Annotated in this window: 8 protein-coding genes; 5 read left to right on the top strand and 3 right to left on the bottom strand. The window is 73.4% G+C overall.

The window, feature by feature from the left end:
• Positions 1-268: 268 nt before the first annotated feature.
• On the top strand, positions 269-1,618 hold the full coding sequence (locus WMF11_RS04525; RefSeq protein ID WP_437976554.1) for an MBL fold metallo-hydrolase: 1,350 nt from the start codon (positions 269-271) through the stop codon (positions 1,616-1,618).
• 83 nt (positions 1,619-1,701) lie between these two features.
• Here the strand turns inward: WMF11_RS04525 and WMF11_RS04530 are convergent, their stop codons facing one another.
• Together WMF11_RS04530 and WMF11_RS04535 are read right to left on the bottom strand one after the other, a co-directional pair.
• Entirely contained in the window at positions 1,702-2,889 is a 1,188-nt protein-coding gene (locus WMF11_RS04530; protein ID WP_437976555.1) for a hypothetical protein, read from the bottom strand.
• A gap of 9 nt (positions 2,890-2,898) precedes the next feature.
• Entirely contained in the window at positions 2,899-3,024 is a 126-nt protein-coding gene (locus tag WMF11_RS04535) for a hypothetical protein (protein WP_437907163.1), read from the bottom strand.
• 172 nt (positions 3,025-3,196) lie between these two features.
• Here WMF11_RS04535 and WMF11_RS04540 point away from each other — a divergent pair, with 172 nt between their 5' ends.
• Complete coding sequence (locus WMF11_RS04540) at positions 3,197-3,946, top strand: hypothetical protein (protein ID WP_437907164.1); 750 nt, start codon at positions 3,197-3,199, stop codon at positions 3,944-3,946.
• A gap of 41 nt (positions 3,947-3,987) precedes the next feature.
• Here WMF11_RS04540 and WMF11_RS04545 read toward each other — a convergent pair whose 3' ends face one another.
• Positions 3,988-6,567, bottom strand: coding sequence for an ATP-binding protein (locus WMF11_RS04545; RefSeq protein WP_437976556.1), 2,580 nt, complete (start codon positions 6,565-6,567; stop codon positions 3,988-3,990).
• A gap of 303 nt (positions 6,568-6,870) precedes the next feature.
• Between WMF11_RS04545 and WMF11_RS04550 the strand changes: the two genes are divergently transcribed.
• The 3 genes from WMF11_RS04550 (at position 6,871) to WMF11_RS04560 (ending at position 16,870) form a co-directional block, all read left to right on the top strand.
• Positions 6,871-7,203 carry an SDR family oxidoreductase gene (locus WMF11_RS04550; protein ID WP_437976557.1) on the top strand — a complete coding sequence of 111 codons (333 nt, stop codon included), beginning with the start codon at positions 6,871-6,873 and terminating at the stop codon, positions 7,201-7,203.
• A 275-nt stretch (positions 7,204-7,478) separates the two neighbouring features.
• Complete coding sequence (locus tag WMF11_RS04555) at positions 7,479-9,128, top strand: PfaD family polyunsaturated fatty acid/polyketide biosynthesis protein (RefSeq protein WP_437976558.1); 1,650 nt, start codon at positions 7,479-7,481, stop codon at positions 9,126-9,128.
• Between the two features lie 26 nt (positions 9,129-9,154).
• Complete coding sequence (locus WMF11_RS04560; protein ID WP_437976559.1) at positions 9,155-16,870, top strand: SDR family NAD(P)-dependent oxidoreductase; 7,716 nt, start codon at positions 9,155-9,157, stop codon at positions 16,868-16,870.
• Positions 16,871-16,881: the final 11 nt, after the last annotated feature.

A 16,881-nucleotide genomic window follows, 5' to 3' on the forward strand; every position in this document is an offset into this window, starting at 1 on the left:
GGTGGCCGCGCTCATCGGGGCGGTGAGGGTGCTCGTCGTGAGCTCGCTCGAAGGCGCCGCAGCGCTGCCTTCTTCGACCGCCGCCGGGGCGATGTGACGGCGCTGCACCGCCGCGAATGTCGTCGATGCAGGAGACGGTGGTGTGCAACTTGGACGATCGGGTGGTGTGGTGATGGCGTCATGGCATCGGGCCGCCTCGGTGCGTCCGGCCGCTCGAGGCGATCGGCGCACATGCCTGCTCGGGAACAGCGTGGTAGTCTGCTCGTCTATGGACGACGCGCAGAGCGACGATATCGAGGAGGGCGATTGGGGGCGACTTCACGTCACGCGCGCCTGCTGTGGTGCAGGCGTTTGCAGGAACTTCGCTCCAGAGCTCCTGGGCGAGGTCGCGCCCGCGCACTGGGAAGCCATGGACGGCGACGTCCGGCGCCGCGGCCCCGCCGTGCTCGCGGGCACCTATGATGAAGGGGCCTTCACCGGCATCCTGCGCCAGCCGCGGAGCCGGGCCGATCTCGAGGCGGCGCGCTCGGCGGTCGCCGCCTGTCCCGTCCATGCCTTGCGCCTCCGATCGTCGTCGCTGTCCCGCGCTCGGCCCGGCGCGCTCGGGGCCCCGTTCCGCGCCTGGCCGCGCCGCATCGAAGAGGGCGTCTGGGCCCTCGGCCACCCCGCGCGCGAGAACGCGGGCGCGACGGCCTACTTCATCGAGCGCCCCGGCGGGGGCGTGCTCGTCGACCTGCCGAGCCCGACCGATGCCGTCTTCCGTTTCCTCGAGGAGCGCGGCGGCGTGCGGTGGATCTTCCTCACCCACCGTGACCACACCGTGCACCACGCCGAGTTCGCGGCCCGCTTCCCTGGGTGTCGCCGCGTCCTCGGCGCAGCGGACGTGAACCCGCGCGGCGCCGGGCGCAATCCGGGCACCTCCGAGGTGGAGATCCAGCTCGGCGACCGCCTCGAGCCCATGACCCTCGACGGCTCGCCGCTCGCCGACGGCGACCTCGCCGGCGCCGAGCTCGCCGTGCTCTCGCAGCCCGGCCACACCGCGGGCTCGATGTGCCTGCTGTACCGGGGCCGCTTCCTGTTCACCGGCGACCACCTGGCCTACTCGCGCCGCGTCGGCCAGATCGTGGCGTTCCGGCTCCACTGCTGGAACGACTGGGAGCGTCAGATCCGCTCCGTGCGCCGCCTGGTCGCGCTGGCGGGCGCTGGCCACCTCCGCTTCGCGTGGCTCCTGCCCGGCCATGGCGAATGGCACCGACTCGAAGGCGACGGCGGCGCTCCCGCGACGGCCGCCGAGCTCGGGCGTGCGCTCGCCTGGATGGAGCGGCAGGCGCCTGGCCACGTCCCCTTCTTCCGGTTCATCCTCTGGCTGCAGAGCCGCTCGTACCCCGGCACCCGCCTCGCGCGCGCGGTGCACGCGATCGGCGGCGATGGCCCCGGGAGCGAGGCCTGGGTGCTGCCGCGCGCCGCCCGCCCGTACCTGCCCGACTACCGGCCAGAGAAGGTCGCCGCCGCGTGGCTGCGGGTCTCCCTGGTCGCGGCGACGACGCTCGGGGCCGCAGCGGCCGCCGCCCGGCTCGCCGCGCGCGCGGCGGGGGCGGTCGCAAAGAGGAGGGCGTGAAGCGGCCTTGAGGGGCGGCCGGCGCTCCGGTCCTCGCAGGGCCGGGGCAGGGGGCCGAGGCGCCGCTGCGCCGGCCTGCGCGCTCAGCCGGCCGCGCCGCCTCGGTCGTCCTGTCGCAGCAGATACGCTGTCTCGGGGTTCTCCCGGCGCCAGATCACGTTGTCCATGAAATAGTGGTGGATGTTCACGAACACGAAGACGGCTGCGAAGTACGGTGTCGGGCCCAGGTCGGACAGCGCTTCGCCGTCGCTCGAGCTCAGCACCAGCGCGCCGTGCGCACCGTGCGCGCCGTCGAGGAGCGCGGGCGCGCCGCGGAACACGACCCACCCGAGGCCGACGGCGGTCGCCGCCAGGAGCCCGAGGCGCAGGCCGGTCGGGCGCCCGAACAGCGGCGGGCCCTCGGCGTCGCGCGCCTCGTTCCGCTTCATGAGCCAGACGAAATACAGATACTGAACGGAGTGGAGCGCCGGGATCACGTACACCATGAGCCGGTCGAGGCTCGAGTAGACCGTCCAGAGCCAGATCGTGATGAGGAAACCGGCCAGCGGCGCGAGCGGCGGCAGGCGCCGCTCCATGCGCCACCTGCGCGCGAGCACCCAGAGCAGCGCGAGCGCGCTGAGCCCGAACGCGAGCCCGGTGACGGGCTCGAGCGCCGGCGGGTGCGCGAGCGACGTGTAGACCACGCCTTTCTCCTCGACCTCCCTGCCTGGATCCGCCGGGCTCGCCCACGCGTACGCCCAGGCCGCGAAGCAGTGCGCGAGGATCACCCCGCGCTCCAGGGGGGCGAACCGGAACCCGCGCCGCGCCGAGAGCACCGTCAGGACGCCGAAGCCCTGCTTCACGTAGTGCCAGCCCACCAGGAGGAACATGAGCTGGATCATGAAGCCCATGGACCGCGCGGAGCCGGTCGAGAGCGCCCCGATCGCCCACGCGAGCAGCGCGGCCGGGACGAGGAGGCCGGCCAGGATGTAGCGGGCTCGCTGCGCCGGGGCGAAGGCGCCGCCGAACGCGCGGCGCCTCGCGTCCTTGTAGAACAGCAGGTACGTCACCGCGAAGTGAGGATCGTTGATCACGGACGCGGCGTGGAACGTCAGGAAGCCGATCGCGAGCTCCGCCGCGTCGAGCCCGACGGCCCTGCGGGCGAGCCACGCGAGCGGGAAGAGCACGAGCGTCGCGCCCCCGACGAGCAGGAACTCGGTGAGATGGGCGCGCAACGCGGCTCGACGCGGCGTCGCGACCGGGACTGGCAGCGTCGCGCCCGCGCTGGTCATGCGCCGAAGCTACCACACAGGGACGCCCGTACGGCGGGCGCGCCGCAGATCGAGCTCCGGCTCGAGGGCGAGCTTGATGCGGTGCGCTGTCGGCTCGAGGGGGGCGCGGGGCGCCGTGGCCTCCCTCTTCGTCATCAATAAATGACGAGATCTCTCGTCACAAATAAATGACAGATCGCTCGCCGCAAATAAATGACAGATCGGATGTCGCGCCGCCGCCGGCGGCAGCGAGGGCGTTCGGCGCGAAGCGGGCGCCGCTCCTCGTCCAGGTCCAGCTGTGCTATTCCGCGATCATGCGGAGTCGATCATGAGCTTGGGCGACCTGGTCGACGACGTGCCCGAGGACCCGCTCATCACCGGCGCGGTCCAGCGCGCGCTCGTCGCCTATGCGGCGGTCCTCCCCGACGATGTCCTCCGTGACGTCGAGATGCTCGCCACGAGGACGCTGTTCGTGCACCCGCTCGGGATCTCGTTCGTCGCCCGGCTCGCCCCCGGGATCCGCGTCGAGGTGGACATGGGCGACGATCTCGCCGAGCAGGCGCAGCAGGGGTTCGCGGTCGGCGAGATCATGATCTCGATGATGCGCGTGCTCCGCAGGCGGTCGCGCGAGCGGGGCGAGCGCCGCTTCCTGATGCCCGAGACGCCGATGCTCATGCTGCAAGCGTTCCTGGGCTACTTCAACCCGGACCCGGCGCTCTGGACGATGGGCGACGACGCCGTGCGCGGCGCGCTGGATCGCCTCTGCGAGGCCGTCGTCGGCCTGTTCTTCACGGGCCTCGTCGTCGATGTGCTGGAGAGCCCATCGTCGCTCGACGACTGGGGGGAGACCGGCCGCGCGCTCTCCGCGGTGCTGCCGGCCATGACCGCAGCGCTCCGCGGCGCGAGGGCCCGGCTGTCCAGGCGCGACCGGCACGCGCTGGAGACCTACGATGCCTGCGGCTGGGATGCGGCGCGGCTCGAGCGCCGGCTCGGCGGCGGCCCGGAGCCCGCCCGTCCGGCCTTCTTCGCCCTGGGCGCGGCGCTCGCCGCGGAGCTCCGCGCCTCACCCGCGAGCTGACCCGCGTGGCCGGCGTGGTCGCGATCCGCCGCTCCCTCGCCTCACTCCGCCCCTTCCGTTTGCCGCGCGGGCAGCCACATGCGCACCGTCGTGCCCTCGCCCAGCGCGCTCTCGATACGGATGCTGCCCTGGTGCTCCTCGATGAACCGGTGCGTCAGCGACAGCCCGAGCCCGGTCCCCTGCCCGGGCGGCTTCGTCGTGAAGAACGGCTCGAAGATGCGGCTCAGATCCTCGGCGCGGATGCCGCAGCCGTGGTCGTGCACGTCGATCTCCACGCCGTGGATGTCCCCGCGCGGCAGCGGGCGAGCCTCGACCACCACGGCGCTGCCGTGCGGGCTGGCGTCGAGCGCATTGCCTATCACGTTGAGCAAGGCCGACTCGAGCTGCGATGCGTTGACGAGCACCTCGGGCAGCGCCGATGAGGTGCCGTCCGTCTCGAGGTGGACCCTGCGCTCGCGCGCCCGCGGCGCGGACAGGTCGACCGCGCGGCGGAGCGCCGCGCGCACGTCGCACGGCTCCCGGCCGATCGGCTTGCCGCGCGCGTACTCGAGCAGCGCCGTCACGAGGTCCGAGCACCGGATCGCCTGCCGCTCGATGGTGCTGAGCGCCTTCAGGAGCGAGGCCTCGTCGGGCAGGCCGTGCCCCTTCCGGTGCCGCCTGAGCAGCAGCTGGGCGTTCATCAGGATGGCCGACACCGGGTTGTTCATCTCGTGCGACAGCCCCGCCACCAGCGTCCCTATCGCCGCCATCTTGCCCGCCTGGAGCAGCTCCTGCTGCGTCTCCGAGAGCCGCTCCAGCGCCGCCGCGAGCTCGCCGTTCTTCGCCGCGAGCTCCAGATAGGCGCGGTGCAGCCGCTCGGCGGCGCGGACTCGCGCCCTGAGCTCCAGGGGGTCGAACGGCTTGCTCATGTATTCGTCGGCGCCGACGTCGAGCCCCCCCACGGCCTCCGCGCCGCTCGCCCTGGCCGTCAAGAGGAGGACAGGGATGTCCCGGAGCGCGGGATCCCCCTTGAGCCGCCGGACCAGCTCGAATCCGTCCATCTCCGGCATCATCACGTCCGAGACGATGACATCGGGCCGCTTCGCCGCGATCGACTCGAGCGCTTCCCGGCCGTTCGTCGCCAGGACGATCTCGTGTCCGGCCGACAGGATGTCCGCCAGGTACGATCTCATGTCGGGGTTGTCTTCCACGACGAGCACGCGCGGCCCCTCCGCGCGGCCGCCGGCGCGGGGCGCGCCTGCGGCGGGCGGCGGAGGCACCTCGAAGCCGCGGAGGTTGACCGACGACGGGGGAGGCTCGTAGGTGCCCGCGCCGTTGAGCGATCGCGGCGGCTCGGGCGCGGCGGTCGCCCGCCGCGCTGCCAGGAAATCCGCGGCGCGCGGGAGCCGCACGAAGAAGCGAGAGCCGACCCCGGGCTCGCTCTCCACGCCGACCGTGCCGCCCATGAGCTCCGTGAGCTCCTTGGCCAGCGACAGCCCGATCCCCGTCCCCTCGTGCTTTCGCGTCGCCGAGGCGTCGATCTGCTGAAACCGTTGAAAGAGCAGGTGTCTCCTGTCCGCCGGGATGCCAGGGCCGGTGTCCTCGACCGAGAGCTCGAACAGACCATCGAGCGCCCGCAGGTCGACGGTGACGCGCCCGCCAGGCGGGGTGAACTTCAGCGCGTTGCCCAGCAGGTTGAGCGCGATCTTCTCGAGCTTGCGCCGATCGGCGGGGACCCTCCGCAGCTCGGGATCCACGTGAATCGAGAGATCGAGCCCGCCGCGCGCCGCCGCCGGGCGAGCCTCCTCCACCATGTCCGAGACGAGCTCTCCGACGTCGACGGCCTCCCAGTCGATCTGCATCTTGCCGGCCTCGATCTTCTGGTGATCGAGGACATCGTCGACCAGCCGGCGGAGCCGCCGCCCGCTGCGCTGGATGAGCTCGAGGTCCCCACGTACCCGCGGTGAGAGCGGTTCGTCCCGGCTGGACAGGAGCGACTCGAGCGGTCCGAGGATGAGGGAGAGCGGCGTCCGGAGCTCGTGGCTCATCACCGTGAGGAACTCTCCCTTGGCGCAGGCCGCGGCGTCCGCCGCCTCCTTGGCCTTCTGGAGCTCGATCTCCATCCGTTTGCGCTCGGTGATGTCCGCGTAGATCCCGAGGATCCCCGTCACATCGCCCCGTTCGTCGCGGATGGGCACCTTGCTGGTGAGCAGGAACCGCTGCTCGCCGTCCGGGCGGAGCAGCGGCTCCTCGACGTCGAGCATCGGGGTGCCGCCCTCCATGACCTCCCGGTCGATGCGCACGAAGCACTCCGCGTTCTTGCTGCCCCACACGTCGTAATCGGTCTTGCCGACGAGGTTCTCCAGCACCTTCGTGTTGGTGTCGTTGAGGAAGTTCTGATTTCCCCCGAGAAACCGTCCGTGACGGTCTTTCCAGAAGATGGCGTGGGGGACGTTGGCGATGACGTACTTGAGCACCGCCTGCTGCTGCTCGACGGGCGCCGGCGTCCATTCCTGGGCGGCGGTGCCAGTCGGGGCCTCGTCCGGCGGCGCCACACGGGGCGTCTGCGCGCGTGCTTCGCGCGTCCGACGGGCCGTGAGGAGCCTGCTGATCTTGGCAGAGAGGCGGTAGAGACGTCTCATCGTCGTATCGTCACAGGAGCATAAGGCGAGCGCGGGCGACATCAAACCTGCTCAGCACCGGGACGCCGCGGTCGAGCGCGGGCGGTCGTGTAAAATGACGCCCGAGCAGGCTGGCGCGTCGCATCTGCCGCTCACCTCGCCGCTGGGCGCTGTGGTAGCGCCTGGTGTCGGTCCCGTCGAGCTCTCCCGGCGGCGCTGGCCTGCGCGTCGCAGGCCTCGTCCCACTGGCCCTGAACCCCACCAGCTCTGCACCGGCGCCTGCGCGCGGCGGCTCCGCCGTGCTACAGGAGAGGAGGTACGCCCATGGTGGAGGGAGTCGCGCTCATCACCGGAGCGGCGTCGGGTATCGGCGCTGCGACCGCGCGCAAGCTGTCGCAGACCGCATCCGGCCTGGTCCTGATCGATCGGCGCCGCGACGCGCTCGACGCCCTCGCGGGCGAGCTCCGCGGGCCGGAGCTCCTGCTGCGCGAGGCCGACGTGGGGGACGAGGCCGCGTGGGTCGAGATCGCGGCGGCTGTCGAGGGGCGCTTCGGGAGGCTCGACCACGTCGTCGCGAACGCCGGTATCTCCCACGGCGCGCCGAGCGAATCGCCGGGCTCATCGCGTTCCTGCTCTCCGACGCCTCTGCCACCATGACTGGCGCGCTCCTCGTCAGCGATGGTGGCTACTCCCTTTAGAACGACGGGCCCGTCGCCGGTGCGGTGAGCGCCGCGCTGCGGCGCGTGTGACAGACCCGAAACAAAGGCGCGGTGCGTCACGGGGCGCGTCAGGCGCGCAGGAGCCGAGGGAAAGCGCTTTCATCGCCTGGTGAAGGGGTCCGTCCCGCCGTTGCGCCGTGACCGAACCATTACCGCGGGCCGCTCACGACGGGTGTTATAGAGGCCGTGCTTGTCATTAGGAGGCAGCTCAGCATGATTGAGGATCCGCAGGTCATCCGCAGCGCCGGCCTCCAGCCGATCGGCATCTGGCGCAGCGGGCCCTGGCTCCCCGCGTTCACATCGACAGATCTGCGGGAGGCCGTCTCCTGCGTGCGAGAGCCGGTGCACGTGGTGCGTGAGACGCCGGATGGGCGCGTCGGCGTGTCCCGCGGCGGCGCTGTCCTCCGCGAGGATCAGGTCAACGGCGTCCCGACGTTCCCGCTCCTCGGGACGCTGCCCGCCCTGTACCCGGAGTGGCTCGGAGACCGCTCCTTCGTCGAGGTCCACGGCCTGCGCTTCCCCTACGTGGCCGGCGCGATGGCGAACGGCATCCACACCACGCGGCTCACGATCGCGATGGCCAAGGCAGGCATGATGGGGTTCTTCGGCGCCGCCGGCCTCGGGCTGCACCGGATCGAGCAGGCGATCGACGAGATCTCGGCGGAGCTCGGCACGGAGGGCCCCACCTGGGGCTGCAACCTCATCCACGCTCCGAACCAGCCCAGGTTAGAGAGCGACACGGTGGAGCTCTACCTGAAGAGGGGAGTCCGGCGGGCCGAGGCGGCCGCCTACATGGGCCTGAACCCGATGGTCGTGCGGTTCGCCTACAGCGGCGTCAAGCGCTTGCCCGACGGCCGCGTGGACCGGAAGAACCACCTGTTCGCGAAGATCTCGCGCCCGGAGGTCGCCGCGCGCTTCCTGTCGCCCGCGCCGGCCGAGATCCTCGATACCTGCGTTCGCAACGGGTGGCTCACCCGCGACGAGGCGGAGCTCGCGCGGAGCCTCCCGGTCGCCGAGGACATCACCGTGGAAGCGGACTCCGGCGGTCACACCGACAACCAGCCCCTCGTCGCGCTGTTCCCGGTGATCCTCGGCGTCCGCGACGAGCTCGCGGCGAAGTACGGGTATCACCGGCCGATCCGCGTCGGCGCCGCCGGCGGCCTCTCCACGCCGGAGTCGGTCGCCGCCGCGTTCGCGCTCGGGGCGGCGTACGTGCTCACGGGCTCGGTCAACCAGTCGTGCATCGAGTCGGGCCTGTCCGACGAGGGCAAGAAGATGCTGGCCCAGGCCGATCTCCCGGACGTGGTGATGACGCCGGCCGCCGACATGTTCGAGCTCGGCGTGCAGGTCCAGGTGCTCAAGCGCGGCACGATGTTCGGTGTCCGCGCGCAGCGGCTCTACGACCTCTACGTCGCCCACGACTCCATCGAGTCGCTGCCCGGCGACGTGCGCGCGCGCATCGAGAGGGAGCTGTTCCAGATGTCGTGCGACGAGGTGTGGGCGGGCTGCGAGCGGTTCTTCGCCGAGCGCGACCCGGCCGAGCTCGAGCGCGCCGCGCGCGAGCCGAAGCACAAGATGGCGCTGATCTTCCGCTGGTATCTCGGCATGTCCAGCAAGTGGGCGATCGCCGGGGACCCGAAGCGCCGCGCGGATTACCAGATCTGGTGCGGCCCGGCCATGGGCGCGTTCAACCGCTGGGTCAAGGGGTCGTTCCTCGAGGACCCGGCAAGCCGCACCGCCGTCCAGGTCGCGCGCAACCTGCTCGAGGGCGCGGCCGTCGTCACGCGCGCGCAGCAGCTGCGGACGTACGGCGTCCCCGTGCCGAGCGCCGCATTCCACTTCACTCCTCGCCCGCTCGCCTGAGCGCCTGACCACCTGCCGAGGTCCTCATGCACCCTTCGTCTTCGCGTATCCCGCACATCGCCGTCGTCGGCGTGAGCGCCATCTTCCCCGGCTCGGTCGACGCGCACGGCTTCTGGCGCGATATCCTGTCCGGGACAGACCTTATCACGGATGTCCCGAGCACCCACTGGCTGGTCGAGGACTACTACGATCCCGACCCGTCCGCCCCGGACAAGACGTATGCGAAGCGCGGCGCCTTTCTCAAGGACGTGCCGTTCGATCCGCTCGAGTGGGGCGTCCCGCCCTCGATCGTGCCGGCGACGGACACGACGCAGCTGCTCGCGCTGATCGTGGCGAAGCGGGTCCTGGAGGACGCGGCGCAGGGGCAGTTCGAGTCGATGAGCCGCGAGCGGATGAGCGTGATCCTCGGCGTCACCTCCGCGCAGGAGCTGCTCGCCTCGATGGTGAGCCGGATCCAGCGGCCGGTGTGGGCGAAGGCGCTCCGGGATCTCGGGTATCCGGAGGACGAGGTGAAGCGCGCCTGCGACAAGATCGCTGGCAACTACGTGCCATGGCAGGAGTCGAGCTTTCCGGGCCTGCTCGGGAACGTGGTGGCCGGGCGCATCGCGAACCGGCTCGACCTCGGCGGGACGAACTGCGTGACCGACGCGGCGTGCGCGTCGTCGCTGTCGGCGATGTCGATGGCCATCAACGAGCTGGCGCTCGGTCAGTCGGATCTCGTGATCGCGGGCGGCTGCGACACGATGAACGACGCCTTCATGTACATGTGCTTCAGCAAGACGCCCGCGCTGTCGAAGTCGGGCGACTGCCGGCCGTTCTCCGACAAGGCCGACGGCACGCTGCTCGGCGAGGGCATCGCGATGGTGGCGCTGAAGCGGCTCGACGACGCCGAGCGCGACGGGGACCGGGTCTACGCGGTGATCCGCGGGATCGGCTCGTCGTCGGACGGGCGGAGCAAGAGCGTGTACGCGCCGGTGCCGGAAGGGCAGGCGAAGGCGCTCCGCCGGACGTACGCCGCCGCCGGGTACGGCCCCGAGACCGTGGAGCTGATGGAGGCGCACGGCACCGGGACGAAGGCCGGCGACGCGGCCGAGTTCGAGGGCCTGCGGGTGATGTTCGACGAGTCGGGGCGCGCCGATCGCCAGTGGTGCGCGCTCGGCAGCGTGAAGTCGCAGATCGGCCACACCAAGGCGGCGGCCGGCGCGGCCGGGCTGTTCAAGGCGATCATGGCGCTGCACCACAAGGTGCTGCCGCCGACCATCAAGGTCGACAAGCCGAACCCCAAGCTCGAGATAGAAAAGACCGCTTTCTATCTGAACACCCAGGCGCGGCCGTGGATCCGGCCGGGGGACCACCCGCGGCGGGCGTCGGTGAGCTCGTTCGGCTTCGGCGGCTCGAACTTCCACGTGGCGCTGGAGGAGTACACGGGCCCGGCGCCGAAGGCGTGGCGGGTGCGGGCCTTGCCGGCGGAGCTGTTCCTCCTGTCGGCGGACACGCCGGCGGCGCTCGCGGATCGCGCGCGGGCGCTGGCGAAGGAGGCGGAGGTGCCCGAGATCCTGCGCTTCCTGGCGCGGGAGTCGGTGCTCTCGTTCGACGCGTCGAGGCCGGCGCGGCTCGGGCTGTGCGCGACGGACGAGGCGGATCTCAGGAAGAAGCTCGAGCAGGTGGCGGCGCACCTCGAGGCGAGGCCGGAGCAGGCGCTCTCGGCGCCGCTCGTGCACTGCGCGAGTGGGGAGGCGCCGGGGCGGGTGGCGTTCCTTTTCCCGGGGCAGGGGAGCCAGTACGTCGGGATGGGCGCGGACGCGCTCATGACGTTCGACCCGGCCCGCGCGGCCTGGGACGCGGCGGCGAGCGTCGCGATCGCGGACGCGCCGCTGCACGAGGTGGTGTTCCCGCGGCCGGTGTTCTCGGACGAGGACCGGGCGGCGCAGGAGGCGCGGCTCCGCGAGACGCGCTGGGCGCAGCCGGCGATCGGCGCGACGAGCCTCGCGCACCTCGCGCTGCTCGCGGCGCTCGGGGTGCGGGCCGAGGCGTTCGCGGGCCACAGCTTCGGCGAGATCACGGCGCTGCACGCGGCCGGCGCGCTGTCCGCGGCGGACCTGCTGCGCGTGGCGCGGCGGCGCGGTGAGCTGATGGGCGCGGCGTCGTCGGAGCGGGGCGCGATGATCGCGGTCCCGCGGGGGATCGACGAGGTGCGGGCGCTCGGCCTCGGCGGCGTGGTGATCGCGAACCACAACGGCCCGAAGCAGGTGGTGCTGTCGGGCTCGGTCGCGGCGATCGAGGCCGCGGAGGAGCGGCTGAAGGGCGCCGGGATCCAGGCGCGGCGCCTCGACGTGGCCGCGGCGTTCCACTCGCCGCTCGTGGCGGAAGCGAGCGCGCCGCTCCGCGAGTTCCTTGCGGGCATCGCGGTCGAGACGCCGGCGGCGCCCGTGTACAGCAACGCGGAGATCGAGCCGTACGCGGGCGGCGGCGACGCGGCGCGCGACCGGCTGGCGCGGCAGCTCGCGGAGCCGGTGCGGTTCGTCGAGGAGATCGAGCGGATGTACGCGGACGGCGTGCGCACGTTCGTCGAGGTCGGGCCGGGCTCGGTGCTGACGAACTTGGTCGGCGACATCCTGAGCGGCCGGCCGCACCGGGCGGTGGCGCTCGACCGCAAGGGCAAGCACGGCGTGACGAGCCTGCTCGAGGCGGTGGCGCGGCTCGCCGTGGCCGGGGTGCCGCTGGACGCGCGGGTCCTGTGGGAAGGCTTCGCGGCGCCGAGCGATCCGCGGGCGCTGCCGAAGCCGAAGCTGGCGCTGCAGATCAACGGCAGCAACTACGGGAAGCCGTACCCGCCGCAGGGGGGCACGAAGGCGCTGCCGGCGGCGAGCCCGCCGCGGGCGGCGCAGAAGCCGGCGCCGGAGGCGGCGCGGGCGGTGGCGAGCGCGCCGCGGCCGGTGGCGAGCGCGTCGGCGCCGGTGGCGAGCGCGTCGGCGCCGGCAGTGAGCGCGTTGGCGCCGGCAGTGAGCGCGTCGGCGCCGGCAGTGAGCGCGTCGGCGCCGGCAGTGAGCGCGCCGCGGGCGGTGGTGAGCGCGTCGGCGCCTGTGGTGAGCGCGTCGGCGCCTGTGGTGAGCGCGCCGCGGCCGACAGTGAGCGCGCCGCGGCCGACAGTGAGCGCGTCGCAGCCGGCGGTGAGCGCGTCTGTGGTGGCGAGCGTGTCGGCGCCTGTGGTGAGCGCGCCGCGGCCGACAGTGAGCGCGTCGACGGCTGTGGTGAGCGCGTCGCGGCCGGCGGCTAGCGCGTCGTGGCTGGCCGCGTACCAGGAGGCGCAGCGCGCCACGGCGGACGCCCACAGCGTGTACCAGCGCACGATGGCCGAGAGCCACATCGCCTTTCTTCAGGCCGCCGAGGCGTCCTTCGCAGGGCTCGCCGCGCTGGCGACCGGCGCTTCGTACCCGGTCGCTCCGACGACGGTGTCCGAGGTACGGCCTGCGCCGGTTCTCCTCGCCCCGGTGCATGTGGGGCCTGTCTCGGAGGCGTCCGTACGGCCTGCAGCGGCGCCGACCGCGCGCTCCAGCGAGGGCAGGAGCAGCGTGGCCCTGGACGGCCTCAACGGCGCAGGCGGGGAGCTCCCTACGGCTGTTGCGCTGCCGGCGCAGACAGCGCCTGCCGTGACGGCGAAGGTGGCAGTCGCAGCGCCCGCGGTGACAGCGAAGGCTGCCACAGCGGCGCCTGCTGCGGCTGTGAAGGCCGCAGCCGCGTCGCCGGCGGTGGCAGTGTCCAAGGCCGTCGCCGCGCCCGCGGCCGCCGCGGCAACGCAGGCGGCGGTCGCCGCTGCGCCGCGTGTCGATATCGAGCGGTTGGTCCTCGAGGTGGTCGCGGACAAGACGGGATACCCCGTCTCCATGCTCGGGCTGCAGATGGAGCTGGAGAGCGATCTCGGCATCGACAGCATCAAGCGGGTGGAGATCCTGTCCTCGGTCCGTGACCGGACGCCTGGGCTGTCGGAAGTCGACGCCTCGGCGCTGGCGCAGCTGCGCACGCTGGGGCAGGTCGTCGACCACCTCCGCGCCTCGCTGCCGGCCGCCGGGCCGGCCGCCAGCGCCAGCCCGGTTGCCGCCGCGCCCGCCGCGAAGGCGCCTGCCGTCGCGGCGCCTGCAGTCGCATCCGGCGCGGCGCCTGGCGCGGCCGAGGTGGAGCGGGTGGTGATGGCGGTCGTCGCGGAGACGACGGGCTATCCGGCGGAGATGCTGGGGCTGCAGATGGAGCTGGAGAGCGACCTCGGCATCGACAGCATCAAGCGGGTGGAGATCCTGTCGGCGGTCCGCGATCGGACGCCGGGGCTGTCGGAGGTCGACGCGTCGGCGCTGGCGCAGCTGCGCACGCTGGGGCAGGTCGTCGACCACCTCCGCGCCTCGCTGCCGGCCGCCGGGCCGGCCGCCAGCGGCAGCCCGGCTGTCGCTACGCCCGCTGCCACCGCGCCCGCCGTCGCGTCCGGCGCGGCGCCTGGAGCGGCCGAGGTGGAGCGTGTGGTGATGGCGGTCGTCGCGGAGACGACGGGCTACCCGGCGGAGATGCTCGGGCTGCAGATGGAGCTGGAGAGCGACCTCGGCATCGACAGCATCAAGCGGGTGGAGATCCTGTCGGCGGTCCGCGATCGGACGCCGGGGCTGTCGGAGGTCGACGCGTCGGCGCTGGCGCAGCTGCGCACGCTGGGGCAGGTCGTCGACCACCTTCGCGCCTCGCTCCCGGCCGCCGGGCCGGCCGCCAGCGGCAGCCCGGCTGTCGCTACGCCTGCTGCCACCGCGCCCGCCGTCGCGTCCGGCGCAGCGCCTGGAGCGGCCGAGGTGGAGCGGGTGGTGATGGCGGTCGTCGCGGAGACGACGGGCTATCCGGCGGAGATGCTCGGGCTGCAGATGGAGCTGGAGAGCGATCTCGGCATCGACAGCATCAAGCGGGTGGAGATCCTCTCGGCGGTCCGCGACCGGACGCCGGGGCTGTCGGAGGTCGATGCCTCGGCGCTGGCGCAGCTGCGCACGCTGGGGCAGGTCGTCAACCACCTTCGCGCCTCGCTCCCGGCCGCCAGCGCCAGTCCGGCTGGCGCCGCGTCCGTCGCGAAGGCCTCTGCCGCTGCGGTGCCTGCCGTCGCGTCCGGCGCGGCCCCTGGCGCGGCCGAGGTGGAGCGTGTGGTGATGGCGGTCGTCGCGGAGACGACGGGCTACCCGGCGGAGATGCTGGGGCTGCAGATGGAGCTGGAGAGCGATCTCGGCATCGACAGCATCAAGCGGGTGGAGATCCTGTCGGCGGTCCGCGATCGGACGCCGGGGCTGGCGGAGGTCGACGCGTCGGCGCTGGCGCAGCTGCGCACGCTGGGGCAGGTCGTCGACCACCTCCGCGCGAGCCTCGGTCCCGCCGCTGCCACCGCCGGCGCTGCCCCGGCGGAGCCCGCCGAGGAGCCGGCCTCCGCGCCCCTCGGCCGGTGGACGCTCGTCGAGGAGCCTGCGCCCGCCGCCGGCCTCGCGATGCCCGGCCTCTTCGACGCAGGCACCCTCGTGGTCACCGGCCACGACGCGATCGGTCCCGCGCTCGTCGCGGCCCTCGCGGCGCGCGGGATCGCCGCCGAGTACGCCCCCGCCGTGCCCCGCGGCGCGCGCGGCGCCGTGTTCCTCGGCGGCCTGCGCGAGCTGGCCGCAGCCGACGAGGCGCTCGCCGTCCACCGCGAGGCGTTCTTCGCCGCCCAGGCGATCGCGGCGAAGCCGGCCCTCTTCGTCACGGTCCAGGACACCGGCGGCGACTTCGGCCTCGCGGGCTCGGACCGCGCCTGGGTCGGCGGGCTGCCGGGCCTCGTGAAGACCGCGGCGCTGGAGTGGCCCGAGGCGTCCTGCCGCGCGATCGACCTCGAGCGCGCCGGCCGCTCCGACGGCGAGCTCGCGGAGGCCATCACCTCGGAGCTCCTGTCCGGCGGCGTCGAGCTCGAGATCGGCCTGCGCGCGGACGGCCGGCGCACCACCCCGCGCAGCGTCCGGCAGGACGCGCAGCCCGGGCCGCTCCCCCTCGGGCCGTCCGACGTCGTCGTGGCGAGCGGCGGCGCCCGCGGCGTCACCGCGGCGACGCTGATCGCGCTCGCCAGGGCCAGCCACGCGCGGTTCGCGCTGCTCGGCCGCACCGCGCTCGAGGACGAGCCGGCCGCCTGCCGCGGCGCCGACGGCGAGGCCGCGCTCAAGGCGGCGCTCATCAAGGCGACGACCTCCGCGGGCCAGCGGATGACCCCGGCGGAGATCGGCCGGAGCGTCGCGAAGATCCTCGCAAACCGCGAGGTCCGCGCGACGCTCGACGCGATCCGCGCCGCCGGCGGCGAGGCCCTCTACGTCCCTGTCGACGTGAACGACGCGCGGGCGGTGGCCACGGCGCTCGACGGCGTGCGCGGCGCCCTCGGCCCCGTCACGGCGATCGTCCACGGCGCCGGCGTGCTCGCCGACAAGCTCGTCGCCGAGAAGACGGTCGAGCAGTTCGATCGCGTGTTCAGCACGAAGGTCGACGGCCTCCGGGCCCTGCTCGGCGCGACCGCGGGCGACCCGCTCAAGGCGATCGTCCTCTTCAGCTCGATCGCCGCGCGCGGCGGCAACAAGGGGCAGTGCGACTACGCGATGGCGAACGAGGTCCTGAACAAGGTCGCGGCCGCCGAGGCAGCCCGACGCCCGGGCTGCCGGGTGAAGGCGCTCGGCTGGGGCCCCTGGCAAGGCGGCATGGTGAACGCGGCGCTCGAGGCCCACTTCGCGCAGCTCGGCGTGCCCCTCATCCCGATCGCCGCGGGCGCGAAGATGCTCCTCGACGAGCTGTGCGACGCCTCGGGTGATCGCGGCGCGCGCGGGCAAGGCGGCGCCCCGCCCGGCGCGGTCGAGCTCGTGCTCGGCGCGGAGCCGAAGGCGCTCGCGGCCCAGGGCCACGGCGGCCGGGTCGCGCTGGCCGTCCGCGCGGACCGCGCGACGCACCCCTACCTCGGCGATCACGCCATCAACGGCGTGCCCGTGGTGCCGGTGGTGATCGCGCTCGAGTGGTTCGCCCGCGCCGCGCGCGCGTGCCGGCCGGATCTCGTGGTGACCGAGCTCCGCGACGTGCGGGTCCTTCGCGGGATCAAGCTCGCGGCGTACGAGTCCGGCGGCGAGGTGTTCCGCGTCGACTGCCGCGAGGTGAGCAACGGCCACGGCGCGGTGCTCGCGGCGGAGCTGCGCGGGCCGCAGGGGGCGCTGCACTACGCGGCGACCATCCAGATGCAGCATCCCGAAGGGCGCGTGGCCCCGAAGGGCCCGGCCGCGCCGGAGCTCGGCCCGTGGCCCGCCGGCGGCGAGCTGTACGACGGCCGCACGCTCTTCCACGGCCGCGACTTCCAGGTGATCCGGCAGCTCGACGGCGTGAGCCGCGACGGGATCGCGGGGACGGTCGTGGGCCTCCGCGAGGCCGGCTGGGTGGCCCAGCCGTGGAAGACCGATCCGGCGGCGCTCGACGGCGGGCTGCAGCTCGCGACGCTGTGGACGCAGCACGTGCTCGGCGGCGCGGCGCTCCCGATGTCCGTGGGCGCGCTGCACACCTTCGCCGAGGGGCCGTCCGACGGCCCGCTGCGCGCGGTGGTGCGCGGGCAGATCGTGGCCCGCGATCGCACGAAGGCCGACATCGCGTTCGTCGACGACCGCGGCTCGCTCGTCGCGGAGCTGCGCGACGTGCAGTACGTCCTGCGCCCCGACACGGCGCGCGGCCAGGCGTGATCGAGGCCAGC

Origin of the sequence: Sorangium sp. So ce295, from assembly GCF_051527405.1 — a bacterium.
GTDB lineage: Bacteria > Myxococcota_A > Polyangia > Polyangiales > Polyangiaceae > Sorangium > Sorangium cellulosum_B.

Bases quoted from the DNA above. Each gene is read 5' to 3' on its own strand.
- WMF11_RS04540 (WP_437907164.1), top strand. From the start codon at position 3,197: ATGAGCTTGGGCGACCTGGTCGACGACGTGCCCGAGGACCCGCTCATC.
- WMF11_RS04530 (WP_437976555.1), bottom strand. From the start codon at position 2,889: ATGACCAGCGCGGGCGCGACGCTGCCAGTCCCGGTCGCGACGCCGCGT.
- WMF11_RS04525 (WP_437976554.1), top strand. From the start codon at position 269: ATGGACGACGCGCAGAGCGACGATATCGAGGAGGGCGATTGGGGGCGA.
- WMF11_RS04545 (WP_437976556.1), bottom strand. From the start codon at position 6,567: ATGAGACGTCTCTACCGCCTCTCTGCCAAGATCAGCAGGCTCCTCACG.
- WMF11_RS04555 (WP_437976558.1), top strand. From the start codon at position 7,479: ATGATTGAGGATCCGCAGGTCATCCGCAGCGCCGGCCTCCAGCCGATC.
- WMF11_RS04550 (WP_437976557.1), top strand. From the start codon at position 6,871: ATGGTGGAGGGAGTCGCGCTCATCACCGGAGCGGCGTCGGGTATCGGC.
- WMF11_RS04535 (WP_437907163.1), bottom strand. From the start codon at position 3,024: ATGACGAAGAGGGAGGCCACGGCGCCCCGCGCCCCCCTCGAGCCGACA.
- WMF11_RS04560 (WP_437976559.1), top strand. From the start codon at position 9,155: ATGCACCCTTCGTCTTCGCGTATCCCGCACATCGCCGTCGTCGGCGTG.